This is a genomic window from Olsenella kribbiana (genome assembly GCF_036408795.1).
In the GTDB taxonomy this organism is placed as follows: domain Bacteria; phylum Actinomycetota; class Coriobacteriia; order Coriobacteriales; family Atopobiaceae; genus Olsenella_L; species Olsenella_L kribbiana.
This window is the reverse complement of record NZ_JAZGJP010000001.1, coordinates 47,028-69,872: the sequence shown is the minus strand read 5'-3', so window position 1 is coordinate 69,872 and position 22,845 is coordinate 47,028. Positions and strand designations below refer to the sequence as shown.

23 protein-coding genes are annotated in these 22,845 nt (G+C 61.7%); 10 read left to right on the top strand and 13 right to left on the bottom strand.

Annotation, left to right across the window (positions count from 1 at the left end; all coding sequences use genetic code 11):
- The gene (locus tag VXJ24_RS00305; protein WP_330970923.1) at positions 1-933 is read right to left on the bottom strand and encodes a ribokinase; all 933 of its coding nucleotides are present in this window, start codon (positions 931-933) and stop codon (positions 1-3) included.
- A gap of 139 nt (positions 934-1,072) precedes the next feature.
- Here VXJ24_RS00305 and VXJ24_RS00300 point away from each other — a divergent pair, with 139 nt between their 5' ends.
- Together VXJ24_RS00300 and VXJ24_RS00295 are read left to right on the top strand one after the other, a co-directional pair.
- Entirely contained in the window at positions 1,073-1,255 is a 183-nt protein-coding gene (locus VXJ24_RS00300) for a helix-turn-helix domain-containing protein (protein WP_330970922.1), read from the top strand.
- Positions 1,256-1,358: 103 nt separating this feature from the next.
- Entirely contained in the window at positions 1,359-2,015 is a 657-nt protein-coding gene (locus VXJ24_RS00295) for an HAD family hydrolase (protein ID WP_330970921.1), read from the top strand.
- Here VXJ24_RS00295 and VXJ24_RS00290 read toward each other — a convergent pair.
- Positions 2,012-3,271, bottom strand: coding sequence for a sensor histidine kinase (locus VXJ24_RS00290; protein WP_330970920.1), 1,260 nt, complete (start codon positions 3,269-3,271; stop codon positions 2,012-2,014). The two genes, VXJ24_RS00295 and VXJ24_RS00290, sit on opposite strands and share 4 nt — an antisense overlap.
- Complete coding sequence (locus VXJ24_RS00285) at positions 3,268-3,948, bottom strand: response regulator transcription factor (protein WP_330970919.1); 681 nt, start codon at positions 3,946-3,948, stop codon at positions 3,268-3,270. Before VXJ24_RS00285 ends, VXJ24_RS00290 begins: the two co-directional genes overlap by 4 nt.
- 181 nt (positions 3,949-4,129) lie before the next feature.
- Here VXJ24_RS00285 and dltA point away from each other — a divergent pair, with 181 nt between their 5' ends.
- From dltA to VXJ24_RS00260, 5 genes are read left to right on the top strand one after another with little or no spacing between them, the layout of a single operon-like run.
- Positions 4,130-5,752 carry a D-alanine--poly(phosphoribitol) ligase subunit DltA gene (gene dltA / locus VXJ24_RS00280; RefSeq protein ID WP_330970918.1) on the top strand — a complete coding sequence of 541 codons (1,623 nt, stop codon included), beginning with the start codon at positions 4,130-4,132 and terminating at the stop codon, positions 5,750-5,752.
- 13 nt (positions 5,753-5,765) lie between these two features.
- Positions 5,766-6,941: a D-alanyl-lipoteichoic acid biosynthesis protein DltB gene (gene dltB, locus VXJ24_RS00275; protein ID WP_330970917.1), complete on the top strand. Its 1,176-nt coding sequence runs from the start codon at positions 5,766-5,768 to the stop codon at positions 6,939-6,941.
- 1 nt (position 6,942) lies between these two features.
- Entirely contained in the window at positions 6,943-7,203 is a 261-nt protein-coding gene (gene dltC / locus VXJ24_RS00270) for a D-alanine--poly(phosphoribitol) ligase subunit DltC (RefSeq protein WP_330970916.1), read from the top strand.
- A gap of 13 nt (positions 7,204-7,216) precedes the next feature.
- Positions 7,217-8,449, top strand: a complete 1,233-nt coding sequence (dltD, locus tag VXJ24_RS00265; RefSeq protein ID WP_330970915.1) for a D-alanyl-lipoteichoic acid biosynthesis protein DltD — start codon at positions 7,217-7,219, stop codon at positions 8,447-8,449.
- Positions 8,446-8,646, top strand: coding sequence for a hypothetical protein (locus VXJ24_RS00260; protein ID WP_330970914.1), 201 nt, complete (start codon positions 8,446-8,448; stop codon positions 8,644-8,646). The genes dltD and VXJ24_RS00260 overlap by 4 nt, the downstream gene beginning before the upstream one ends.
- An 86-nt stretch (positions 8,647-8,732) precedes the next feature.
- Here VXJ24_RS00260 and VXJ24_RS00255 read toward each other — a convergent pair whose 3' ends face one another.
- The 5 genes from VXJ24_RS00255 to VXJ24_RS00235 all read right to left on the bottom strand — a co-directional run bounded on the left by VXJ24_RS00255 (position 8,733) and on the right by VXJ24_RS00235 (position 13,344).
- Positions 8,733-10,394 carry a serine hydrolase domain-containing protein gene (locus VXJ24_RS00255; RefSeq protein WP_330970913.1) on the bottom strand — a complete coding sequence of 554 codons (1,662 nt, stop codon included), beginning with the start codon at positions 10,392-10,394 and terminating at the stop codon, positions 8,733-8,735.
- A gap of 114 nt (positions 10,395-10,508) precedes the next feature.
- On the bottom strand, positions 10,509-11,426 hold the full coding sequence (locus VXJ24_RS00250) for a nucleoside hydrolase (RefSeq protein WP_330970912.1): 918 nt from the start codon (positions 11,424-11,426) through the stop codon (positions 10,509-10,511).
- A gap of 166 nt (positions 11,427-11,592) precedes the next feature.
- On the bottom strand, positions 11,593-12,162 hold the full coding sequence (locus tag VXJ24_RS00245; protein WP_430623799.1) for an Asp23/Gls24 family envelope stress response protein: 570 nt from the start codon (positions 12,160-12,162) through the stop codon (positions 11,593-11,595).
- 32 nt (positions 12,163-12,194) lie between these two features.
- Complete coding sequence (locus VXJ24_RS00240; RefSeq protein WP_330970911.1) at positions 12,195-12,557, bottom strand: DUF2273 domain-containing protein; 363 nt, start codon at positions 12,555-12,557, stop codon at positions 12,195-12,197.
- Complete coding sequence (locus VXJ24_RS00235; RefSeq protein WP_330970910.1) at positions 12,550-13,344, bottom strand: Asp23/Gls24 family envelope stress response protein; 795 nt, start codon at positions 13,342-13,344, stop codon at positions 12,550-12,552. The genes VXJ24_RS00240 and VXJ24_RS00235 overlap by 8 nt, the downstream gene beginning before the upstream one ends.
- Before the next feature lie 178 nt (positions 13,345-13,522).
- Here VXJ24_RS00235 and VXJ24_RS00230 point away from each other — a divergent pair, with 178 nt between their 5' ends.
- Genes VXJ24_RS00230 through VXJ24_RS00220 form a run of 3 tightly spaced genes read left to right on the top strand, consistent with a single transcriptional unit; the run spans position 13,523 to position 17,610 of the window.
- Entirely contained in the window at positions 13,523-14,392 is an 870-nt protein-coding gene (locus tag VXJ24_RS00230; protein ID WP_330970909.1) for a methylenetetrahydrofolate reductase, read from the top strand.
- Positions 14,382-15,107, top strand: coding sequence for a vitamin B12 dependent-methionine synthase activation domain-containing protein (locus tag VXJ24_RS00225; RefSeq protein WP_330970908.1), 726 nt, complete (start codon positions 14,382-14,384; stop codon positions 15,105-15,107). The genes VXJ24_RS00230 and VXJ24_RS00225 overlap by 11 nt, the downstream gene beginning before the upstream one ends.
- Positions 15,091-17,610 (top strand): homocysteine S-methyltransferase family protein, encoded by a 2,520-nt coding sequence (locus VXJ24_RS00220; RefSeq protein ID WP_330970907.1) that lies wholly within the window; start codon positions 15,091-15,093, stop codon positions 17,608-17,610. Before VXJ24_RS00225 ends, VXJ24_RS00220 begins: the two co-directional genes overlap by 17 nt.
- Positions 17,611-17,740: 130 nt before the next feature.
- Here the strand turns inward: VXJ24_RS00220 and VXJ24_RS00215 are convergent, their stop codons facing one another.
- The 5 genes from VXJ24_RS00215 to VXJ24_RS00195 form a co-directional block, all read right to left on the bottom strand.
- A complete protein-coding gene (locus VXJ24_RS00215; protein WP_330970906.1) occupies positions 17,741-18,541 on the bottom strand; it encodes a YebC/PmpR family DNA-binding transcriptional regulator in 801 nt (266 codons plus the stop codon).
- Positions 18,542-18,684: 143 nt separating this feature from the next.
- Positions 18,685-19,368: an ECF transporter S component gene (locus VXJ24_RS00210; protein WP_330970905.1), complete on the bottom strand. Its 684-nt coding sequence runs from the start codon at positions 19,366-19,368 to the stop codon at positions 18,685-18,687.
- Entirely contained in the window at positions 19,365-20,798 is a 1,434-nt protein-coding gene (locus VXJ24_RS00205) for an ABC transporter ATP-binding protein (RefSeq protein WP_330970904.1), read from the bottom strand. Before VXJ24_RS00205 ends, VXJ24_RS00210 begins: the two co-directional genes overlap by 4 nt.
- On the bottom strand, positions 20,795-21,709 hold the full coding sequence (locus VXJ24_RS00200; RefSeq protein WP_330970903.1) for an energy-coupling factor transporter transmembrane component T: 915 nt from the start codon (positions 21,707-21,709) through the stop codon (positions 20,795-20,797). The genes VXJ24_RS00205 and VXJ24_RS00200 overlap by 4 nt, the downstream gene beginning before the upstream one ends.
- Positions 21,696-22,844, bottom strand: a complete 1,149-nt coding sequence (locus VXJ24_RS00195) for a DUF4430 domain-containing protein (protein ID WP_330970902.1) — start codon at positions 22,842-22,844, stop codon at positions 21,696-21,698. The genes VXJ24_RS00200 and VXJ24_RS00195 overlap by 14 nt, the downstream gene beginning before the upstream one ends.
- Between the last annotated feature and the right edge of the window lies 1 nt (position 22,845).

The window sequence follows — 22,845 nt, the reverse complement described above, 5'->3', positions numbered from 1 at the left end:
CTATCGCCTGTTTCCGGATGCTGACCCGAAGAGCGCGTCCACTTCTTCCGCACACGGGATGGCCTGCTGCGCCCCGACACGGGTCGCCGTGAGTCCTGCGGCATGCGTTGCGCGCTGCATGCTTTCGTCCAGCCCCAAACCAGATACATACCCCTGGGCCAGATATCCTATATACGTGTCGCCCGAGGCAGTCGTATCGACAGGACAGATCCTGTCAGCAGGCACCTCGAGGAACCTGCCGTCCTCGAGCGCGACAGACCCCTTGCCGCCGAGCGTGATGATAGCCGTAGCAGGTCCGAGGGCCGAGAGCGCTGAGAGCGCCTGCCTCTCGCTCTCCTCATCCTGGGGCAGGATGCCGACAAGGGCTTCTGCCTCTGTCTCGTTCACGCAGACGATATCGACATCTTCCCAGATGCCTGAGGGGAGCTTTTCGGGTGGCGCGACATTCAGGAGCGTGCGGATGCCCTTTGCATGGGCCGCATGGAGGACGGCGGCCGTCGTCTCGAGGTCGCACTCCATCTGGCAGAGGAGCATGTCGCCAGCATCTCCCGCGGCTGCCACGGCTTCCGCCATCTCCTCGGGCGCTTCGAGGCCATTTGCCCCATGGTCGAGGACGATCCTGTTGTCTCCCTGCGTGCGCAGGATCACGGCGACGCCCGTGCTCGTGTCGCAGAGCCTCTTCACACCAGTGGTGTCGACGCCTGCCTTGTCCAGCGCATCCACGAGCGCGGATCCGAAGACATCCTCTCCGACAGCACCGAACATGAGGGTAGGCGCTCCTGCCTTCGCGGCAGCGACTGCCTGGTTTGCGCCCTTGCCGCCCGGATTCGTGCAGAAGCCTTCGCCCGCAAGCGTCTCTCCCTGCTTCGGCATGCGCTCTGCCGCAATCGAGAGGTCCATATTGAGGCTGCCAAAGACGACGACCGTGTTCATTGTGCGCTCCTCCCTGCTGGCTGCCAGCCAGAAAATTATCAATAACTAGTATCGTTTCTGCTTCTCTTCGTTTTCACACCATCGTATACTAGGTGCCAGCATGGCCAGAGGTGCCATGCATTCGTCGAAAGGACCTCACATGGAAGTCACCGAAGCAGTGCTTGCCACGATGAAGGAGAACGGCGCCCCGATGAGCGCAGGCCAGATCGCAACCGCGACCGGCATCGACCGCAAGGAGATCGACAAGGCCATGAAGAAGCTCAAGGCCGATGGTTCCATCGTCTCTCCAGTCCGCTGCAAGTGGGAGCCCGCAGAGAAGTAGAGAAGCAGTGCGTACAAGCGCAATGCACAAGGAGGCAGCCAGGATATCCCGGCTGCCTCCTTTGCTGTATCCTTGGCATTCCGAGAAGAAAGGATCCATCACGGTGCCAGATCTAGCAGCATGCCAGCTCGTCGTCTTCGATTTCGACGGAACCCTCGCCAATACCGCGCCCTGCATCATCCGTACAGCCGAGACGGTGCTGCGGGAGGCAGGGCTTCCTGAAGAGCGCATGAAGGATGTGCCCCAGCTCATAGGGCCTCCCTTCCCGCAGGCATTCTCCCAGGTCTTCGGCTACAGCGCTAAGGATGCCCAGAAGATCACGAACCGCTACCGCGAGATCTATTCGTCGCTCGGTCCTGAGGCGTGGCCAGCCTTTGCCGGCGTGAAGGAGCTGCTAGAAGCTCTCAAGGCATCCGGACGCATGCTTGCGATTGCCAGCTCGAAGCGGATGCACCTCGTCGAGAAGTCGGCAAAGGATGCCGGCATCGCCCCCTTCTTTTCCTTCATCGAAGGCAAGAGGAGCGATGCGCCCCAGACGAAGGCAGCTACGCTTGCGCTTGTGCTCGACGAGGCAGGCACGGAGAGCGCCGTGATGATAGGTGACCGCCACTACGATATCGACGCAGCGCATGCGGTCGGCATCCCCGGCATCGGCGTCCTCTGGGGCAGGACCGCGCCGCGCGAGGAACTCGAAGGCGCAGGAGCCGAGGCCATCGCCGAGACGCCCGAAGAGCTCGGCAAGATCCTGGGACTTGCCTAGAGCTCGACCGAGATCGTGAGCGCCTGTCCATCCGATACGGCCTCGGCGGTGCCACCATGGGCCTTTGCCGCCGCCTTCACGACCGCAAGGCCTATGCCGTGGCCCCCTTCGTAGGTGCGCGAAGGATCTGCCTTGAAGAAGCGGTCGAAGAGCTCGGGGTGTGCACCGGGAGCGAGCCCTTCCGCCTCGTTTGCGACCAAGATCTGAGCATGGCCTGGACGGGTCCCTTTCACGGAGAATGTGACTGAAGCACCATCAGGCGAGTGCTTGAACGCATTGTCAAGCAAGATCGAGACGATCTGTCCCGCCATGCCGGCATCGGCGCGCACGACGATCCCCTCCTGGATATCGGTCGTGAACGGCTTTCCCTGCGCCGCCGATACCGCTTCGAAGTCCTCGGCAACCTCCATCGCAAGCGAGGAGAAATCGACATCTTGAAGCTTCAGGGAATCTGCCCCTTCATCTGCCTTCGCAAGCGCAACGAGCTTGTCCGTGAGGCCTTCGAGCCGTTTCGTCTGGTTGTGGATGCTTTCCGTCCACTCGCTCTCGCCGTTCTCGATCTCGATCACATCGACCGCCGACTGGATGATGGAAAGAGGCGTCCTCAGCTCATGCGACGCATCGGTCACGAAGCGGCGCTGCTGCTTCTGCGCCTCCTCGACAGGGCGTATGGCAGCAGAGCTGAAGGGAATGACGATGAGGATGAAGACGGCGAGTCCGATGAGCCCCATTGCGATCGATGCCATGAGAAACGAATGGAAGTAGGCAAGGTCGTTGTAGGCATAGAGGAAGAAGACCGTCGTCTGCCCCACGGTCGAGACGACCCGATAGCGGTAGCTGCCTGCAAAGCCGCGGGGCTGCCCGGCAGCCACAGCATCCTGCGCCATCTCGACCGCGCCTTCATCGTGCACCGAGGCGATCGAGTCCATGTTGAGGGCGATCGGCGCATCCTCGGAGTCGAGCGTGACGACGAAGTAGCGCGTGTCATAGGGCACTTCCATAAGGTAGTCAGGCGAGGAGCCGTCGGAATCCGAGAGGAGCGCCGAGAGCTCGCCATCCGTATCCTCGAGATAGTCGAGCTCGGTATCGAGCCTGCGTACCGTCGCGTTCCAGTTCAGGAGATTGATGCCGACAAGGACCGAGGCCAGGACGAGCGTACAGGCAAGAAGCGCTGCTGCCGTGACCTTGCGGCGCATGCCACGGACCGTCGGATCTGCTCCGCCGAAAAGGAGGCGCTGGAGCCTATGCGTGCTCATTTCGTCTCCGGCATCTCGAGCCGGTAGCCAAGGCCGCGCACGGCTGCTATCTGCACTTCGGCACCGGTGCTCTTGAGCTTCTTCCTCAGGTTCGAGATGTTCACCCAGATGACGGAAGGCTCGGTATCGGAGAGGAGCCCCCAGACCTCGCGGCGGATCGCCTCCATCGAGGTAAGGCCCCCTGCGTGCGCAAGCAGGAGCTTCATGATCTTGAGCTCGTTTGCCGTGAGCTGCGCCTTCCTGCCGTGGGAGACGATCTCGGAGTTCCCCTCGTCGAGCTCGATATCCCCAAACGTCGGATGCGCCTTCACGGCCCCGGGGCTTGTGTGCGTGATTGCACGGATCCTTGCCAGGAGCTCCTTGGCGGCAAAGGGCTTCACGAGATAGTCGTTCGCGCCGGCATCGAGGCCAGCCACGCGGTCATCGATATCAGCCCTGGCCGTGAGCATGAGGATAGGGACATCCATCCCCACCTGGCGGAGCTTCCTGAGCACCGTGAGCCCATCCATCTTCGGCATCATGATATCGAGGATGATGAGGTCGAAGGAAGAGGTCTTGGCATCGTAGAGCGCCTCTTCGCCGTCGGCGGCGCCTTCCACCTCATATCCTGCATGCGAAAGTATCGCTATGAGCGCCTGCCTGAGCTCGCGCTCGTCGTCTGCCAGAAGAATCTTCACGGATGCCCTTTCTCTTATCCGGAATCTATCGTATCCCGGCCGCATTCTGCATCCGCTCCTCAAGGCCCGTCTTTTGGGAGTCTTTAGGTTTTATCTTGCTTAAGGCCCAGTTTAGGGAGGACGCCTAAGATGCAGCAGTATCATCCGAAGCGCTATGGCTGCTGACACAAAGGAGCATCTCATGGAGAGTGTCCGTACGGCACAGGAGAAGGAAGACCTGACGACAAACGACCTTCTGGCGCGCATCTGGATCGAGGTCTGCTGCCACCCTGAGGCGCCGGTGTTCCGCATGCTCGGCGAGGAGCCGCTCACCTATGCCGGACTCTGGAAGCGCTCAGGCGTCCTTGCAGACAGGCTCGCCAGCATCCGTCAGGACCGCATCCCGGTGATCGTCCTCGGCCGCAAGTGCCCCGACATGCTCTGCTCTCTTCTTGCCTGCCTGCGCGCTGGACACGCCTTCGTGCCCGTGCACACAAGCATGCCGCAGAGCCGCGTCGAGACGATGTGCGAAGAGATCGAGGAATCGCTCGGATGTGCCCCTTCGATCCTTGTTGCGACATCGAGGGACGAGGCAGCAGCTGCCGGACACCATGAGGAGGGCATGATCTGCGCACCTGAGGTGCTCGAGGCAGCCACGCTTCCCGAGACGGCCGAGCTCAGGCCGAATGAGAGCCAGGGCTGGGTCACAGGCGAGGAGACCCAATACATCATCTTCACGTCCGGCTCGACCGGAAAGCCCAAGGGCATCGAGGTCACCGAGAACGACGTCTCCCACTTCATGGAGTGGCTCGATACGTTCCCGGCCATCCGCGAGCGCGGCCAGGTCTTCATGGACCAGGCACCCTATTCCTTCGACCTCTCCGAGTTCGAGCTCGTGGGCGCGCTTTCTACCGGCGGCTCCCTCTATGCGCTTGCTCCCGAGTCGGCCGCGAACTTCAAGCGCCTCTTTGCCGAGCTCAAGGACTCCCATATGAACGTCTGGGTGTCGACCCCTCCCTTCGCGGACATGTGCCTCGCCGACCCGAGCTTCTCCGAGGAGCTCCTCCCCGACCTCAAGCTCTTCCTCTTCTGCGGCGATACGCTCTCGCACCGTACCGCTAGGGGCCTCAAGAAGCGCTTCCCGCATGCCGTGGTCGCAAACACCTACGGCCCGACCGAGTCGACGGTCGCCATCACCTACGCCGAGATGACCGACGAGATGATCGCAAGCGATGATGCGCTGCCTGTCGGATATCCCCGTCCTGGCACGGAGCTCCATGTCTATCACATCGACGAGCCTGATGGCCCACTCGGCGCCGAGTGCGCAGCCGGCGAGTCCGGCGAGGTCGTGATTGTGGGCGACACCGTGGCGAAGGGCTACCTCGGCGAGCCCGAGAAGACCGCGCATGCCTTCTCCGAAGCCACGCTTGAGGACGGCCGCAAGGTCCGCTCCTTCCGCACGGGCGATATCGGACACCTCGACGAGGATGGCATGCTCCACTACGAGGGGCGCATGGGGTCGCTCATCAAGCTCAACGGCTTCCGCATCGAGCTCGGCGATGTCGAGCACTCGCTCAGAGCCTTGAAGGGCGTGAAGATGGCAGCCGTCGTGCCCGTCAAGCGCCACGACCGCATCTCTGCGCTCAAGGCTTTCGTCGTCCTCGACCACCCCGAGCCGACCGAAGACGAGACGCCCCGTGCGATCCGCATGCGCCTTGCTGAGAATCTCCCTTCCTACATGGTCCCCAAGACCGTGAAGGTGCTCGACGAGATGCCGCTCACGACGAATGCTAAGATAGACCGCAAGATGCTCGCACAAGCGTAGGAGTCCATCCCGCATGTCTTTCTTCAGCGATTTCAGCTTCTTCTTCATCCTTGCGCTCCTCATGATGGGAGCCGCCTATCTCGGCCTGCACGAGAGGAGCATGAGGAGATACGGGCTGTATGCCTCGATCTTCATGCTCTTCGCCCTCTTCGTGAAGACGCCTCTGGAGGGCCTTTTCTGCTGCATCTTCCTGGCGGATTCCCTTCTCTGTGCGCACTTCCTCTGGGGCGACCCCAAGAGCGCCCGGCGCTTCCATATAGCGCTTGCACTCACGCTCGTGCCGCTCGTCGCCTGCAAGGTGTCGGGTGCCTTCTCGGCAAACATCCTCGGCTTCACTGGCATCTCATATGTGACCTTCCGCTCGGTGCAGGTCCTCGTCGAGACGCATGATGGGCTCATCGAGCGCATGAAGATGAGCGACTATCTCTATTTCCTGATTTTCTTCCCGACCTTCACGTCAGGCCCGATCGACCGCTCGAGGCGCTTTGAGGAAGACCTCGACAACGTGCCCTCGAAGGACGAGTACTCCGGCATGCTTGCCAACGCGATTCTCCTCATCATGCTCGGCATGGTCTACAAGATCGTGCTGGCCACGATCTTCGAGAAGTATTGGGTGCCCGAGTACTTCAACCAGTACAACGAAGGCACTGCCGTCGCTATCTGGCGTCAGTTCAGGAACTGCATCGCCTATGGCCTCTACCTCTTCTTCGACTTTGCCGGCTATTCCTGGATGGCAGAAGGTGCCGGCCTTGCCTTCGGCATCCACGTGCCCAGGAACTTCCGAGCCCCCTTCCTCTCGACCTCGATCACGGACTTCTGGAACCGCTGGCACATCACGCTCTCGACGTGGCTGCGCGACTTCTGCTTCATGCGCATAGCCCGCTCCCTCATGCGCCGCAAGGCCTTCAAGGGAAAGAGCGCACGCCTGCGCACGGCCCAGACCGCCATGATCGCCAATATGCTTATCATGGGATTCTGGCATGGGCTCTCGATCGACTATATCCTCTACGGCCTCTACCACGGCGTGCTTCTTGCTCTGGAGCAGAGCTGGGAGCGCACCAAGTTCTACAAGACGCACCGCCACAAGACGTGGTACCGGATCTGCTCGTGGGCCGTCACGATGGCTCTCGTGTTCTTCGGCTTCGCCCTGTTCTGCGGCCAGATTACGCTGCTCGTGAAAGGAGCATGATATGGCAGAAAAGTATAGCCACGACGAGGTGAAGCAGAAGGTCATCGACCTTCTCTGCGATATCTCCGGCGAGGACGACGTCGCCGACAACATGGACACCGATCTCTTCGAGGAGGGCTATCTCGACTCCATGGGCGCCATCGAGCTGCTTGTCGCCCTCGAGGACGAGCTCGATGTGTCGATTGCGCCGACCGAGGTCGACCGCTCGGAGATGAACACGCCGAATCTCATCATCAAGCAGGTGGAGAAGCGGCTCGACTGAGGTACTCACGCATATGATCACCCGTAGGACCCTACTCAAGACAACTGCAGGAAGCCTCGCCGCCCTGGGCGCCGGGCTCGTCGGTGCAGACGAGTTCCTGTACCCGAAGCTCGAGAACAAGGCGGATGGCTCGCGCATCTATGACTATGTGTACGGCATGCCGAAATCGGAGGCCGTCGACTTCGTGCTCGCAAACATGAGCGACGATGGCCGCTTCTGCTTCGGCACGTCCGAGTTCTATTTCAATGCCGACCTCATCCCCGAGATTGCGCTCAAGGTCTTCGGAGACAATAACCCCGGCGTGGACATGACGCTCATCGGCGAGCCGTTCGACCAGAGCCTCTGGCAGGCCATCGCGGCAGGCGCCTATTGTGCCCATGCAAAGAACAAGGAGTGCGTGCTCTTCGTGAGCCCGCAGTGGTTCTTCAAGAGCGGCGGCGCCCAGAACAAGTTCTCCGGCAAGTTCAACTACGAGCTCTATCGGAACTTCTGCCAGAACACGATGCTCTCGCAGACGACGAAGGACAAAGTGCGCGAGCGTGCCCGCGAGCTCGGCATCTCCTCCGATACACTCGCCGCTGCCAACCAGGACACGCCGTTCGATACGCTGAACGACCTCCAGATCCACGAGGAGAAGACGCTCCGCATCAGAAGCGAGCTCGAGAAGATGATCCAGGGCTCGCCGAGCAAGAGCAAGACGAGGCTTCAGGGCATCCCGACAGGCGAGCCTGACTGGGAAGCCTGGCTCGAGCAGGCCACAGCCGATGGCCAGGCGCGCTGCACGAACAATGAGATCGGTGTCTACGACTCCTACTGGGAGAAGAACAAGAACTACCAGTCAGAGCGTGGCCAGAACTTCGACGAGGCCGAGAGCGAGTGGTCCGACCTCTCGCTCTTCCTCGATGTCACGCGCGAGTGCGGCATGAGCGTGCTCATGATCATGCTGCCGATGCACGGACCCTGGTATGACCATGTCGGCATCGACGAGAGCCAGCGTGCTGCCTGGTATGCCCGCGTCAGGGATGTAGCAGATTCTGCCGGTGCCACCTACGCCGACTTCTCCCCCTGCGAGTACGAGCGCTACTTCTTCTGCGATACCGTGCACCCGGGCTGGCGTGGCTGGGTCCATATCGAGCGCGCCGTCTACCACTTCGTGAACGGCCAGGACGACGAGTTCCTCGGCGGCTGGGGCTACGGCGACGCAGAGGGTGCCGGCACGGACGATATGAGGGGGATCCAGCTATGAGCAAGAAGGACGAGAAGGCGGAGTTCACACCGCTTGCCACCGCGAAGGAGCGCATACTCGACTTCGGGCAGACCCATGAGACGCTGACCTATATCGGGACTGCCGCTGCCATCATCGCAATGGGCCTCCTGCTCTACTGGTTCGTGAGCTTCTCGGGCTACATGGCACCTGCGACCTTCATCTATGCAGGGTTCTAGCGCAAGCTGCCACAAGACCCCGTGACATGGAAGAGGCCTGCCGGAGCGATCCGGCAGGCCTTTCTCGTCTCTTGAAGAAGCCACGCCTACGCAGCCAGCTCTCTTCCTCTCTCCTTCTTCCAGACATGGAGCATGAAGAGGAGCTTTGCGGCACCGGTCAGAAAGAGCACTGCTGCAGATCCGATATAGACGATGCTTACATCTGGCATGAACGTAAGGACATCCCGCCATTTGTAGCCCTGCAATACTGGCATGCAGAGTATGCCCAGAGGCGCCAGCACGTGGAGGCACACGAGGCGCCAGAGCGAGACATCGTGCGGAAGCCTGCCTATCCATTTCCGCCAGCGTCTGAGGCGCACGATGGGAGCTACGGCAAGCAGCACGAAGAGGGCAAGGAAGGCATCTTCCTGTGCGTGCGTCGCGATGCGCTCCGTGGCGCTCACAGGCTCTGCCTTGCCGCCGACGACATTTGCGACGACGCCGTCCGCAAGCTCGTAGAAGGCCGTATTGCCGCCGAAGGCATCCGCCGCGTCTCCGAGCACAGCAATCGCGATGCCGCGCTCAGGGAAGATCATCATGCGTGCTACGCCGTTCTCGACATCTCCGTCATGCGAGAGCACGAGCTCCCCATCGTCCCAGTAGAACGAGATCCAGCCCATACCATAGAAGGCATCGCTGTAGGGGTCGGCAGCACGTGACAGGAACATCTGGCGTATGCCTGCGGCAGAAAGCACCTGGGCGCCGCCTGTAGCGGTCTGGGTGCCCTGGTTCAGGTACATCATGAGGTACTTGCCCATATCGGCCGTGCTTGTGGCCATATAGCCCGAGCTCCAGCTGCCCCAGGAATCATCGCCGTCCTCGTGCACAAAGCCATCCTGGACATTCCAGCCGAAGTAGTTTCTCCAGGCATGGGCAGAGGCACGCGCCTCAAGGCTCGCCGAGGAGTCGTCCATCTCGAGCGGCTCCAGGATATGCTCTTCGACATACTCGTCGTACGCCTCGCCCGAGACGGCCTCGATGACCTTGCCGAGAAGGTCGTAGTTCGCATTCGAATAGGAGAACGTGCCCTGCGTGAGGCCCGGCGTCGCCTCGGCAAGCGAGTCGTAGTAGCCGAATCCGCTTGTCTGGTTGAGGAGCATCCTGATGGTCACATTGTCCGGCGTCCCATAGGCGTCGCAGTAGGTTGCCACCGGTTCATCGAGGTCGATCTTGCCATCCTCGACGAGCTGCATGATCGAGAGGGCCGTGAACGACTTCGTGAGCGAGCCTATGAGCATCGTGTCGTGGTCGCTCTCGATGTCGCCCATCGTTCTCTCGTACTCGGCTCCTGCTGCATCGACGACTACAACGCCTATGCCAGGCGTGCCAGCCACATCGAAGTTCTCATCGAGATACTCGTCGAGCGCACGATACGTGGAGTAGCTCTTCTTTCCGGATGTCGGGGCAGTCGCCGTACCGTCTTCTGTTGCGTCCTGCGTCTCATCGGTCGTGGGGTTGTCCGAAAGGATGCCGAAGGTCGGCTCGTCGGGGAAATAGTCCTGCACGGCATTCGGCGCATCGGTGCCAACCGCAGGGCCTTCTATGCCCTCCTCGATGCACTGCGCATCCCACGCATCGTCTGGCTCGGGATAGACCGGTGCCTGCGGCTCCCAGCCGCCTCCGGCATAGGCTGCAGCAACGAGGAATGCCGCAGCAGCCACGCCCACAGCTGACTTGATCCAGATATCGCGCATCCTTGTCTGACCCAAGCTCCACATCCCCCTTCGACCTATCTACTCTAGGCGAGATGGGACGCATATTGGAGGGCAAGCGGCAAAGGAGCACAAATGGGCGCACAGCTGAGCGTGCGCTGAAGATATCCGCTAGCGGGAGGCGCGCTCCAGAGCCCACTTGAACCAGGCACGGAATGCATGCACATCGATAGCCGTAGCGACACGGCAGTTCGGATGTGCCGCTTCCTCCCCTATCTTCATGCCGCAGGAGCCGTCGTCTTCGACTTCAAGCTCGCCGGGCACGACCGTGAAGAACTCGGGATGGGTCGCAAGGCCGACCGCTATGGGGTCTGCAATCTCCTTGCCCTTGCCGTCGAGGCTCTGGGCACCGGAGAGCATCGTATAGACGGCATTGCCGACACGGCCCGAAAGGGCGATATCGGCCATATCGAGATCGGACATGCGAACCGCTGCCGCTACCTCGACCGGCACGAGGAAGACATCGAGACCGGAGGCAAGGACCGCCTTCGCGCTTGCAGGGTCTGCTGCGACATTCCTGCCGGCACGCTGCAGCGTATCTCCTGTTCCCATGGTCGAACCCATGCAGAAGACGGGCCCCAGGATATCGGGCAGATCGGGGTGCGCCTCGAGTGCATCGGCGAGGTTCGTGAGCGGTGCAAGGCAGATCATACAGGCACGCTGGCCTTTTGCTGCTGCGCTCTTCGCCGTCTGGCAGATGGCATCCTTCGCAGGCACGTTGTAGAAGAGGTCCCATGCTTCATCGGCAAAGACCCAGGAGCCCAGACCGGACGGTCCGAGCGTCGGCTGCATGTAGTGGCGCTTCTCGGAATTCGGAAGGTCGCGTCCCCTGGCAACAAGTGCACGGGTGCCGAGGAAGGCCTCGAGCTTCAGCGCATTGGCTGTTGCCTGGTTGACGCCGATCGATCCCCCGACGGTCGTCACAAGCGACGTATCGAGACGTGAGCAGGTCAGCGCTATGAAGAGCGCAGCCGCATCATCGACACCTGGATCCACATCGATGATTGCAGGGGTGCCGCATGTGCTCATAGCTCCTCCTCAACGTTTCCAGATTTCTGACAAATATACCGCAGCGGGGACATTTGGCAACCGACTGGACCTGCCTGGTTACAAATCATATATAAAAAGCCTGCATGCAAGGCATGCAGGCTTATCTTTTCTTGCTCGGCTGTTCAGATGCTGACTTTTCAGCTTCCTAGGCCTTGGCAGGCTCCGTCGAAGCGACCGGTGCCACATCCTCCTCGGACTCCTGTGCCTCGGCCTCACTTTCGGCATCGGCATCTGCCTCTTCCTCGGCTGCGCGCTTCGCGTTGCGGGAGACCTCTTCAGGCGTGAGGACATCCTCAATGCGCAGGTTCACGCCTGCAACCTCGAGACCCGTCATCCCCATGACCTGCTTCACGACGGCCTTCTTCACGTCCTCGAAGATCTGCGGTGCATAGGCACCATACTCGATCAGGACGGAGATGTTCACGCGCACGGCAGCATCAGGCGTCACCTCGACCGTCACGCCCTTCCTGGGGTCGGTCGCACCAAGGGCATCCTGCACGCGGTTCACCCAGCCGCCCTTCATGCCGACAACGCCAGGAACGTCGCGTACGGCGAGGGCGACGATCTTCTCGATCACGCCGTTGCTGAACGTCAGCGAATCCTCGGAGTTGTCATCCTCCTCTGCTGCCACGATGTCTTCCGTATCGGTCATGCTCTCCTGTCCATCAGGAGCAGCATACGTGGCCTTTGCTGTGTCCTTCGTCTCTGTATCCATACATCCACTCCTTGCTCGTCTCGATTTTCCAGCTATCTTCCGTCATCCTTCGGACCCATGAGGCCACGGAAGAATGAGATGATCTTCGGGTCGCCGTCAAGCATCTGGCCTATTGCGACGCCTATGGTCACGCAGAGCGCAACAAGAAGCGTTGCCCAGAAGCCGATCACAAAGAGAAGGATTGCGACGATGAGGCCCAAAAAGCCGCAGAGCACCGCATTCTCGTGGCCCGGAAACGTCTTGTGGAGCCACGCCTCGGCTGCCTCGAGAGGACGGGCACCAGCCTTCTGCTTCGTGGAAGCCGTGTCTGCTACAGCGTCCCTGCTGGCTTCCGATGCTCCCTTCGCATCACGCTTGGGCTCGTCCTCGTCGACCGTCACTTTCGGCCTATTCATGCGCCTCCTCCTCCCTCGGGGTCCTGCCCTTCATGGAGATCGTCACGCCGTCGCCCGACGCTGCAGGATGAACCTCGGGCTCATCTGCTGCAGCAGGAGCATCCTCTTCGGCGACAGAGCCGCCCTCTGCGGAAGGCGTCTCGGCGGTGTCCTCTGAGGAATCATCCTCAGATGCAGACACGCTGTCAGATGCCTCCTCTGCCGGAGCATCGGCATCAGCCGCCGGCACATCGAAGAGGTGGTCATAGGACTCAGGCTCGGAAAGCGAGCTCGGCTCTTCAGGCGCCAGGAACTCGAGGCTGATCGAGGAGATCCTCTCGCCGCAGAGCTTTGTCAGGCCCTCTTCGAGCTCCTCCTTGAGCTCGCGCCCCTTCTCGACGGCAGAGACCGTCTCGTGCGGACGGATCGTCAAATGGACCGATATCATGCCATGCTTCTCCGCGAAGACCGCGACCTTCGTCGCTTCGCAGGAGCCATCCTCCTCGACGATGTAGGTAGCCTGGGAGGCAATCGCATCGCGAGTGATTGCAATCGTCGAGCCCTCTTCGTCCTCGAGCTCGATCGTCTGTGCCTTCTTGCGGCGGGCAAGCACGCGGACCCACATCACGAAGCTGCCGATGAGGGAGAAGGCAACGCATCCCTGCACGGCGTAGCTGTAGCTGTCGACGGCAAAGAGCGCGAGCGCCTCCTTCGTCCACGGTCCGAAGATCGTGAGCACAAGCGCGGCAAACGCGAAAATCGTCGCCAGGAACCACAGGGTCATCGCGAGCTTCTTCAGAAATCCCATGCTGCCACCTCCGCCAGCGTCAGATACATCCCAAGGATACCCCGTTTCGCCGACATGAGTCTGCGAGGCCGGCCCTCTTGTCCCTGCCATGAAATCTGCCACGATTCTGCAGCTGAGATGCAGATGAAACAGAGCTCCCATATGATGGAAAGACAGATACTCGAGAAAGGTGCACCGGATGAGAATCGACGAGCTGCTGAAGACAAAGCAGACCTATTCCTATGAGATCTTCCCGCCAAAGGGCACGATGCCGCTTTCCGATGCGCGCAAGGTGGCAGAAGCGCTCGCTCAGGACCATCCTGACTGGATATCGACGACATTCTCTGCTGGCGGCACCGGCTCCTCCTCGCACACGGCAGAGATCTGCGACACGGTCCAGAACGACTTCGGCATCACCTCCCTTGCGCACCTGACCTGCCTCGGCTCCTCGAAGGAGGATGTCGAGCGCTATGTGGGAAAGCTCGATCGGGCAGGCGTCTCCAATGTCCTGGCGCTCAGAGGCGACCGCGCCCCAGGACGCGATGCCATCGACTTCACGTATGCGTCAGACCTCATCTCCTACCTCAAGGCACAGCACCCCGAGCTCTGCCTCGGCGCTGCCTGCTATCCGGAGGGACACGTGGAGTCGCCGTCCATGAGGAGATCGCTCGAGAACCTGAAGCGCAAGCAGGATGCCGGCGCCGACTTCTTCGTGACGCAGCTCTTCTTCGACAACGAGACGTTCTACCGCTTCCGCGACCTCTGCGCCCGTGGCCGCATCAAGATCCCCATCGTTGTGGGCATCATGCCGTTCACGAGCCAGAAGCAGATCACGCGCATGGCATTCACGTGCGGGGCATCCATTCCCTCTGCCGTGATCAAGCGCATCATCGCCGCAGGAGACGACCCGGCCGAGCAGGCAAAGGCAGGCGTTTCCTACGCAATCGAGCAGCTCCAGGACCTCGCACAGAACGGCGTCGACGGCCTCCACATCTATACGATGAACAAGCCTGCCATGGCGCACGAGATCCACGAGGCGCTTGTGGGGTGCGGCTACCTTGCCAGCTAGCACATCCGTCTCCCGCTACGAGATATCCTCTGTCGACAAGGAGGAGGTGCTCCGCTACCTTGGCTATGCCGGGCAGGAGTATAGCCCATCCTTGGATGGCAGGATCGATGCGGCCATCGGGCATGCCCTCGCTATCTCCGAACCGAAGGGGGTCATGCGCCCCTTCGAGGTCGAGCGCATAGACGAAGGCGAGAATCCCTGCGTCCATCTCAAGGGTACGGCACTCAAGCTTCCCGGCCACGATATCGCAGAGCATCTTGCCGGGGCCCAGGCCGCAGCCGTCTTCGCGGTGACCTTGGGCATGTCGAATGAGCGGGAGCTCAGACGCCTCTCGCTTACCGACCATCTCGAGCAGATCCTCTTCGATGCTGCCTCAGTCGCACTCGTCGAGCGTGCCGCCGACGCTGCAGAGGCAGAAGCCGTGAAGTGGGCAGCAGGCCAGGGACTCTTCTGCACCTGGCGCTACTCTCCTGGCTACGGAGACCTGCCGCTTGCCGTGCAGCCGACGCTCCTTTCTGCCCTCAATGCCCAGAGGCTCTTGGGCATCACGCTCTCGCCGAGCCTCCTCATGACACCGACGAAGAGCGTCACGGCCATTGTCGGCTGTTTCACGGAACCGAAGAGAAGCACGCACATGAGCTGCGCCAAGTGCGTCTGCCACGATTTCTGCACATTCCGTGTCCAGGGAAGGACCTGCCATGACAGAAGGAAATAGGACCCTGTCCTCTGTTGCTATCCGCGACCCGAAGGTGCCGGCATCTGCCCCCTTCGGGCCTGGTACCAAGCGCACGCTCAGAATCAAGGACGAGCACCTCGCCCACGTGCTCGAAGGTCAGGAGTTCCTCCTCTTCGATGGCGCCATGGGAACGCAGCTCCAGGAACGTGGCATGAAGGCAGGAGAGCTGCCAGAGCTCCTCTGCCTTGAAGATCCGGACAATGTCACAGCCATCCATGCCGCTTACGTCGAGGCTGGTGCAGAGGCCGTGACGACGAACACGTTCGGCGCGAATGCCCTGAAGCTTGCCGGCAAGGCGACCGTGCGCCATATCTTCGAGGCAGCCGTCTCCTGCGTGCGTGCAGCAGGAGCGCGCTATGTTGCGGCGGATATCGGCCCCACGGGAGCCCTTCTCGAGCCCATGGGGACCATGAAGTTCGAAGAGGCCTATGGGCTCTTTGCCGAAGAGGCAATCGCGGCAGAAGGGGCAGGAGCCGACCTCTTCGTGATCGAGACGATGGCAGACCTCGCCGAGGCGAAGGCTGCCCTCCTTGCGGTCAAGGAACATACGCAGCTGCCGGCATTCGTGACAATGACATTCGGAGAGGACGGGCGTACCTTCCTCGGCACGACGCCTGAAGTCGCTGCCGTGACGCTCTCCTCGCTCGGTGCCGATGCTGTCGGCATCAACTGCTCGCTTGGCCCTGAAGACGTGGAGCCGCTTGTGCTCCGCATGCTCCCCTACCTTTCCTGCCCCTGCATGGTGCAGGCCAATGCGGGACTCCCTGAGGTGCATGACGGTGTGACGACCTATGGAATCGACGCCGAGGAATTCGTCTCAGCCATGAAGCCCATGGTCGAGGCAGGCGTCTCCATTGTCGGCGGCTGCTGCGGCACGGCACCCGACTATATCGCGCGCGAGCGTGCCCTCATCGATGGGATCGGCACGCCCCGTCCCCATGCGCTCTCCCCCGACTTCACGGTCGCAAGCTCCCAGGAGCTCCTCTCGCTTGCTCCGGGACATATTGCCGTCATCGGCGAGCGCATCAACCCGACGGGCAAGAAGCGCATGAAGGAGGCATTGCGCTCCGGGGACTTCGACTACATCCTGACGCTCGCTATCGAGCAGGAACGCGCCGGCGCCCAGGTGCTCGACGTGAATGTGGGTCTGCCTGAGATAGACGAGACGAAGCTCCTCAAGCGTGCCGTCACGGACATCTCAGGCGTCACATCGCTGCCGCTCCAGGTCGACTCGGCAACGGCTTCCGCGGTCGAGGCAGCTGTCAGGAGCTATCCGGGAAAGCCGCTCATCAACTCCACGAATGGCCGCGAAGACATGATGGAGGAGATGATTCCGCTTGCCCACCACTATGGGTGCGCGCTCGTCTGCCTGACGCTCGACGAGGCAGGCATCCCGGCCACGGCAGAAGGACGCCTCGCCGTCGCGCGCAAGATCTATGACCGTGCCCGCAAGGAAGGCATGCCGGCACAGGACCTTGTCTTCGACTGCCTTGCTATGGCAGCAAGCACGGATCAGAAGGCACCTGGCGAGATCTTGAAGAGCATCCGCCTCGTGAAGGAGGCGATGCCGGGTGTCCGCACGGTCCTCGGCGTCTCGAACATCAGCTTCGGCCTTCCCTTCCGCCCCTTGATCAATGCGACCTTCCTCGCTGCTGCCTTTGCTGCCGGACTCGACCTCGCTATCATCAACCCGGGCCAGCAGCGCATGCACGATGTCGTGAGCGCCTGGCGCGTGCTTTCAGGCGAAGACGAGGCAGCCCGTGCCTATGTCGAGGAGAATGCCGGCCGTACCGAGGCAAAGGGCCCGGCCGCTGCCGCCGGCACCCCTGCCGCCTCGAGCGCATCGTCTGCTGCCGCAACGCCTGAAGAGGCTGCCCTTCAGGGCGTGCTCGATGGCAGGAAGGCAGCCGTCAAGGCGGCGACAGAGAAGCTCCTCGAAGGCCATGATGCGATGTATGCGATCAACCAGGTGCTGATCCCTGCCCTTGACGAGGTTGGCGTGCGCTTCGAGAAGGGCACGTTCTTCCTGCCTCAGCTCATGGCATCAGCTGAGGCAGCAAAGGCAGGATTCGATGCAATCAAGGCATCGCAGCCAAAGGACGCCGTGCCGACGAAGGGCAAGATCGCGCTCTGCACCGTCAGGGGCGACATCCACGATATCGGGAAGAACATCGTGAAGATGCTCCTCGAGAACTATGGCTACGAGGTCTTGGACGTCGGCCGCGATGTGGATCCGCAGGCGTTCTGCGATGTCGTGGTCGAGCACCATGTGAAGCTCGCGGGGCTCAGCGCACTCATGACAACAACGGTACCGGCCATGGGAGAGACGATCGAGCTCCTGCGCAAGCAGGCACCCTGGTGCAAGGTCGTCGTCGGAGGCGCCGTCCTGAATCCCGAGTACGCGAAGATGGTCGGCGCCGACTACTACGCGAAGGACGCCGCCGAGACCGCAAAGATCGCAGCCGAGGTCCTGGGGCAATAGGCACCGCCTAGAGACACCGCGAAGGGCGGCAGGGACGCTTCCCCTGCCGCCCTTCTTCATGGCCTGCCTCCGTATAGCAGAAGGGTGCCCGGATGAACCGGACACCCCTCTGTGCGCTCTGGAATGGAGGTTACTCGTCCTCTTCGAGCTGCTCTGCGACCTCGTCGGAGACAGACATCGTCGAGTAGACGTTCTGGACGTCGTCGAGCTCCTCGAGGCGGTCGATCAGACGCTGGACCTTGCGAGCGTCAGCGAGACCAAGCTCGACCGGCGTGTTCGGGACCATCGTGAGCTCGGAACCCTTGACCTCGATGCCCTGATCCTCGAGACCCTTCTCGACGTCCTGCATCTTGTCATACGCGGTGTAGACGATCCACTCGTCGCCTGCGTCCTCGTAATCCTCGCCGCCAGCCTCGGCCACGGCCATCATGAACTCGTCCTCGTCGACAGCGTTCTCCTTGTCGGGAACCTTCTTCTCGTCGGAGACGATGACCTTCTCCACGGCGATGGAGCCCTTGCGGGTGAACTGGAAGGCGACGGAACCGGTCGTGCCGAGGTTGCCGCCTGCATGCGTGAAGACGGAGCGGACATCAGCAGCGGTGCGGTTCAGGTTGTCGGTCAGGCACTCGACGTAGACGGCAACGCCTGCAGGGCCATAGCCTTCGTACGTGACCTCCTTGTACACGACAGCCTCGGCGCCAGAGCCGAAGGCCTTGTCGATGGCAGCCTGAATCTTCGCGTTCGGCATGGAAACCATGCGGGCACGGGCGATTGCTGCAGCAAGGGAAGCGTTGTTTGCGGGGTTCGGGTCTCCGCCGGTACGGGCTGCGACGGTGATGTTGCGGGAATGCTTGGAGAAGAGCGCAGAACGCTTTGCGTCGATTGCGGCCTTCTTGTGCTTCGTGGTAGCCCACTTAGAGTGTCCGGACATGCACATCTCCTTCTAGATTGGCAAAACATACAGATAATACAAAAGCAGGGATGACTTTGCAAATAGAAGATGCCGAAGTGTGGCACCTCTGCGAAGGTCCCCGGAAGCCATGGTGGTACGTACAATCTGCGTTTGTGCGGCTATCAATCATAGCGCGCCAGAGCACGTCTGAGCGATCTGCCCCAAGGAATCCAGACAAGCAGCAGGAATCCAGCGGTAGAAAGCCCATGCACGAGGTCGAGCGGCAGTCCTGCGAGGAAGGCGGCAATGACAGTCTCGGGCACGAGCGGACGCACATAGCCCAGGACATACCAGCCATTGAGGATTGCCCCATAGAGAAGGCCTGAGAGCACGCCTGAGACGGCGAGCTGCCACTTGCTATGCAAGAGCCCATGACGTGCCAGAACGCCTCCGAGATAGCCTACAAGCCCCCAGGCATACATCTGGAGCGGTGTCCAGGCGCCCTGCCCGAAAAAGAAGTTCGAGAGGAGCGCTGCGAAGGCGCCGACGGCAAAGCCGCTCTCCGGCCCCAGAAGCGCCCCTGAAAGTATTGCGATGGCAGAGACCGGCTTCACATCGGGCACAGCCGCAAAGAGGATCCTGCCCGCTGCCGCCAGAGCAGAAAGGCAGGCTACAGGCATCATCTGCCGGAGCGCCGGCTTTCCCGCCTCGATGCGGGCGAACATGAAGAGGATGGCAACGGCTGCCGCAAGGAGCGCAAGCCCGCCCGATATGGCAGAGCCCGCCCAGGCAGACCAGAGCATGAGGAGAGGGACAAGGGCCAGGACCAGGGGCTCCGAGGCCTTGAGGATGCGCTGCCACATCATCTGTGCCCCCAGAGCCAGCTTCTCGAAAGGAAGCCCTCTGCATCCGTGCTCACTGCCGCTCCCCCATCGAAGATGAGCGTGACCGTATTGGCTAGCGCTCGCACAAGCTCGGTATCGTGCGTCGCGCAGACGATGGTCGTGCCTGCCTCCTGCACCTTCTGGAGCGCCGCAGCCAGCCTTCTCTTCGAGCTCCGGTCAAGTCCCGTCGTCGGCTCATCCAGAAGCAGGATCTCCGGCTTCGCAAGCAGCAGCTTCGCAATCGCCAGGAGCTCTTCCTGCCCGCCCGAGACGTCGTAGGGGTGCCGTGCGAGGAATGCCTCGTCCTGAGGAAGGCCCAGGGCCTCGAGCACCTCCAGAGCCTCTTTCCTGCCATAGCCAACAGAAGGTCCCCATTCCAGAAGCTCCTCTGAGATGGACGGCTTCTCGAAGAGCGCGCGCGGGTTCTGCGGCAGGAACGCCTGCATCTTCGCATGGGCGTTCCTCGCCTTTCCATGCTGCACCGAAGCGATGCCTGCAAGTACAGCAAGCGCCGTCGACTTGCCCGATCCATTGCCGCCCAGAAGCACGCTGAAGCTTCCCTCAGGCACCGCAAACGAGAGGTCGCGAAGCACCCAGGGGGCACGCGCGGCATAGCGCTGGTAGACGCGCTCAAGCTCTGCTGCCACACCAGCTGCAGCAGGATGCACGGCCGCCATGCCAGAAAGCGCTGAGGGTGCCTCTGCAAAGGCTCTGGCCTCTGCCTCTGCAAGCGTGCCTCCTGCGGAAAGCGTGAAGGCCCTGTCTGCATAGGGGACAAGCGTGGCTGGGTCGTGCGTCGCGACGATGACAGTGATGCCGAGCTCCTGGTTCATGCGCCAGAGCAGCCCCAGGAAGGTCTTTGCGGCAAGCGGATCGAGCATGGAGGTCGGCTCGTCCAGGAGGAGAAGACGTGGCCTCATGACCATGAGCGATGCCAGGGCAAGAATCTGCTTCTGTCCGCCTGAAAGCTCGGAGGTGCGCTTCCGGAACCAGGAGTCGATACCGAAGAAATAGCAGGTCTCGGCTATGCGCTGGCGCATCTCTTCCTGCGTCGAGCCCAGATTCTCGAGGCCGAAGGCAAGCTCGTGCCAGACCGTATCGCAGACGATCTGGCTCTCGGGGTCCTGGAACACGTATCCGATGCCAGAGGCAGACTCGGCCGGAGAGAGTGCATCAATCGGACGTCCGAAGAAGGAGATAGTGCCAGAAAACCTGCCGTGAGGTGCCAGCTCTGGCTTCGCGAGACGCAGAAGCGTTGTCTTGCCCGAGCCATTCTGGCCGGAGAGGATCGTGAAGGAGCCTTCCGGCACGGAGAATGTGATGTCGGCAAGGACATCTGGCCCCTGCCGCTCCCCTTCCGGCACTGCATAGGCAAAGCTCACGTGGCTGAACTCCAGAGCGCTTTCTGTCATCTCTCCTCCTTCCGCCAGAGCATCCGCTCATGCACGAGAGATCCTATGGGCAGGGCTGCAAGCATCATATAGGGCACATAGCCCCACCAGAAGACAAGCGTAGGCATTGTGGGATAGAAGTGCCATTGTCCGACCGCCATGCCCGCAGGCACAGCCGAGGCAAGCCCGAGCGCGGCAAGGCCGATAAGCGCCACGGCATCCCGTGCATGGAATTCGTGCGTCTGGAAGGCTGACCGCTTCTGCCCCCGTGCCCACCCGCGGGCGCGCATCGCATCGGCACGTCCGATCGAGTCCTCGAGCATCCAGGAGAGCAGGATCCCTCCCGCCAGGATATCGGTCCGCTCCTTGGCAGACGAGGGCTGCCTTGCGGCAGTCGTCGCGAGATGGACGTCCTTCACGGCGTGATATCTCCTCATGCTCTGGGGCACGAGCTGGGCAGCGATAGCCAAAGTCGTCGCCGTAGCAGGCGCCTTCGTGCCCATCATCTGCATGATCTCGTCCTCGCTCACCATGGAGCTGAGGTTCTCGCACCAGAGCATGACAGAAAGAAGGACTGCACCCATCATCGCCCCATAGGCGAGGCTCTCGAGCTTAATCGTGAAGGGGCCGAGCACGCAAAGCGTCGTTGCCCCATACCCGGCAAAGAGAGCATTCACGCAGGCCATGAGAAGGACAAGGCCCAGCTGCCAGCGAAGCTTTGCAAGCGTACGCGTCCAGCCATGGAGAATTCCTGAGAGCACGAATGCTGAGACGAGACTCAGGCACACATAGACCGGCTGCAGGGCAAACATGGCAAAGAGCAGAAGGGCGGTTCCTGCGGCAAGCGCAACGGCTGGATGGAAGGAGGCGAAGGGACGGAGTGTCTCCGAGACGTTCGCCCCTCTCTCCCCGAAATCATCAGTAGGAGACATAGGCCCACGCAATCGCGTCACCAGATGAGAGCACATAGTTCGCAGCGGAACAGGAAGGCTCGACGCCGTTCACGGCATAGACCCAGCCACGCCTGTCGCGCGAGCTCGCCTCGACGCCGCCAATCCCTGTGATATAGATTCCGTACTGCGTGTTCTGCGTGCTTACGCTATACCCTGCAGCCTCAAGCGCATCGAGGACCGATGAGCCTAAGGGCACGCTGGCCGAAGCAGACGTTGAGTTGCCGCCACCGAGCGTGGAATCGACAGAAACCGTGACCGCGATCCGGGACGGTGCAGAAGACGTGCCAGCAGGTGCTGCACCCCCCGATGGAGATGATGGGCTCGTCGGGCCTCCGCCCTGAACCCGATCGGGAGGGTCCGAAGAGCCTCCAGGCGCCCCGGCGCCAGGAGAAGCGCTGCTCTGAGGCGAGGCGGGGCCCGCTGTGCTGTCGGAGCCCTTCTTGGAGGACCCATCGTCTGCAGCTGCCGCATCACCCGCTGCATCCGCGCTGTCGCCGCCCCCGGATTCCGGCGCATCGGCAAGGCCAAGGTCCTGCCAGGTTGCATCGGAGAGCTTGTAGGACGACAGCGCAGAGAGAAGCTCCTTCGTGCTTCGGGCCTCTGGCGAAGGAGACGCCCCTGCGTCGAGCGTGCCTTCGAAGACCTGGACGCCCGCTGTCGTGCTGACGCTCCAGGAGACGGCGGGTGCATCCGCACCTGTTTGGTCTTCTATCCACTGTGCAAGGGCGAGGAGGCGCTTTGCCGCAAGCGGCACAACGTCCTGGGCCGCCCCGTCATCCACCACAGATACGAGGATGCTTCCGTCGTCCTGGATCGTGACTGCAGTAGAAGAGGGGTCGAGGCCGACATCCTCTCCCTGCCACACAAGATCCCCGAGCGCCGCCTGGATGCGGGCTTCTGTAAGTGCTGGCTGCTCCTGGACCACGCTTGCGCTATCCGCGATGGACGAGGCCGAGACCAGATTCGGCCCCAGGAGCGCGACAAAGCCGGCAAGGGCTGCTGCCACAAGGACGAGTCCCGCGGCAAGCGGCAGCTTCCAGCCTAAGCGCCTCCTGTCCCCTGCTTTCTGCCCGCCCTCTTCGCCCTCAGGGTCATGGACGATGTATCCTGCCACG

What these genes read in the sequence shown, in the direction of transcription:
- VXJ24_RS00215 (WP_330970906.1), bottom strand. Translation starts at nt 18,541, where the DNA reads ATGTCCGGACACTCTAAGTGGGCTACCACGAAGCACAAGAAGGCCGCA.
- VXJ24_RS00220 (WP_330970907.1), top strand. Translation starts at nt 15,091, where the DNA reads ATGACAGAAGGAAATAGGACCCTGTCCTCTGTTGCTATCCGCGACCCG.
- VXJ24_RS00235 (WP_330970910.1), bottom strand. Translation starts at nt 13,344, where the DNA reads ATGGGATTTCTGAAGAAGCTCGCGATGACCCTGTGGTTCCTGGCGACG.
- VXJ24_RS00205 (WP_330970904.1), bottom strand. Translation starts at nt 20,798, where the DNA reads ATGACAGAAAGCGCTCTGGAGTTCAGCCACGTGAGCTTTGCCTATGCA.
- VXJ24_RS00290 (WP_330970920.1), bottom strand. Translation starts at nt 3,271, where the DNA reads ATGAGCACGCATAGGCTCCAGCGCCTCCTTTTCGGCGGAGCAGATCCG.
- VXJ24_RS00300 (WP_330970922.1), top strand. Translation starts at nt 1,073, where the DNA reads ATGGAAGTCACCGAAGCAGTGCTTGCCACGATGAAGGAGAACGGCGCC.
- dltA (WP_330970918.1), top strand. Translation starts at nt 4,130, where the DNA reads ATGGAGAGTGTCCGTACGGCACAGGAGAAGGAAGACCTGACGACAAAC.
- VXJ24_RS00250 (WP_330970912.1), bottom strand. Translation starts at nt 11,426, where the DNA reads ATGAGCACATGCGGCACCCCTGCAATCATCGATGTGGATCCAGGTGTC.
- dltB (WP_330970917.1), top strand. Translation starts at nt 5,766, where the DNA reads ATGTCTTTCTTCAGCGATTTCAGCTTCTTCTTCATCCTTGCGCTCCTC.
- VXJ24_RS00210 (WP_330970905.1), bottom strand. Translation starts at nt 19,368, where the DNA reads ATGATGTGGCAGCGCATCCTCAAGGCCTCGGAGCCCCTGGTCCTGGCC.
- dltD (WP_330970915.1), top strand. Translation starts at nt 7,217, where the DNA reads ATGATCACCCGTAGGACCCTACTCAAGACAACTGCAGGAAGCCTCGCC.
- VXJ24_RS00260 (WP_330970914.1), top strand. Translation starts at nt 8,446, where the DNA reads ATGAGCAAGAAGGACGAGAAGGCGGAGTTCACACCGCTTGCCACCGCG.
- dltC (WP_330970916.1), top strand. Translation starts at nt 6,943, where the DNA reads ATGGCAGAAAAGTATAGCCACGACGAGGTGAAGCAGAAGGTCATCGAC.
- VXJ24_RS00230 (WP_330970909.1), top strand. Translation starts at nt 13,523, where the DNA reads ATGAGAATCGACGAGCTGCTGAAGACAAAGCAGACCTATTCCTATGAG.
- VXJ24_RS00240 (WP_330970911.1), bottom strand. Translation starts at nt 12,557, where the DNA reads ATGAATAGGCCGAAAGTGACGGTCGACGAGGACGAGCCCAAGCGTGAT.
- VXJ24_RS00245 (WP_430623799.1), bottom strand. Translation starts at nt 12,162, where the DNA reads ATGGATACAGAGACGAAGGACACAGCAAAGGCCACGTATGCTGCTCCT.
- VXJ24_RS00200 (WP_330970903.1), bottom strand. Translation starts at nt 21,709, where the DNA reads ATGTCTCCTACTGATGATTTCGGGGAGAGAGGGGCGAACGTCTCGGAG.
- VXJ24_RS00305 (WP_330970923.1), bottom strand. Translation starts at nt 933, where the DNA reads ATGAACACGGTCGTCGTCTTTGGCAGCCTCAATATGGACCTCTCGATT.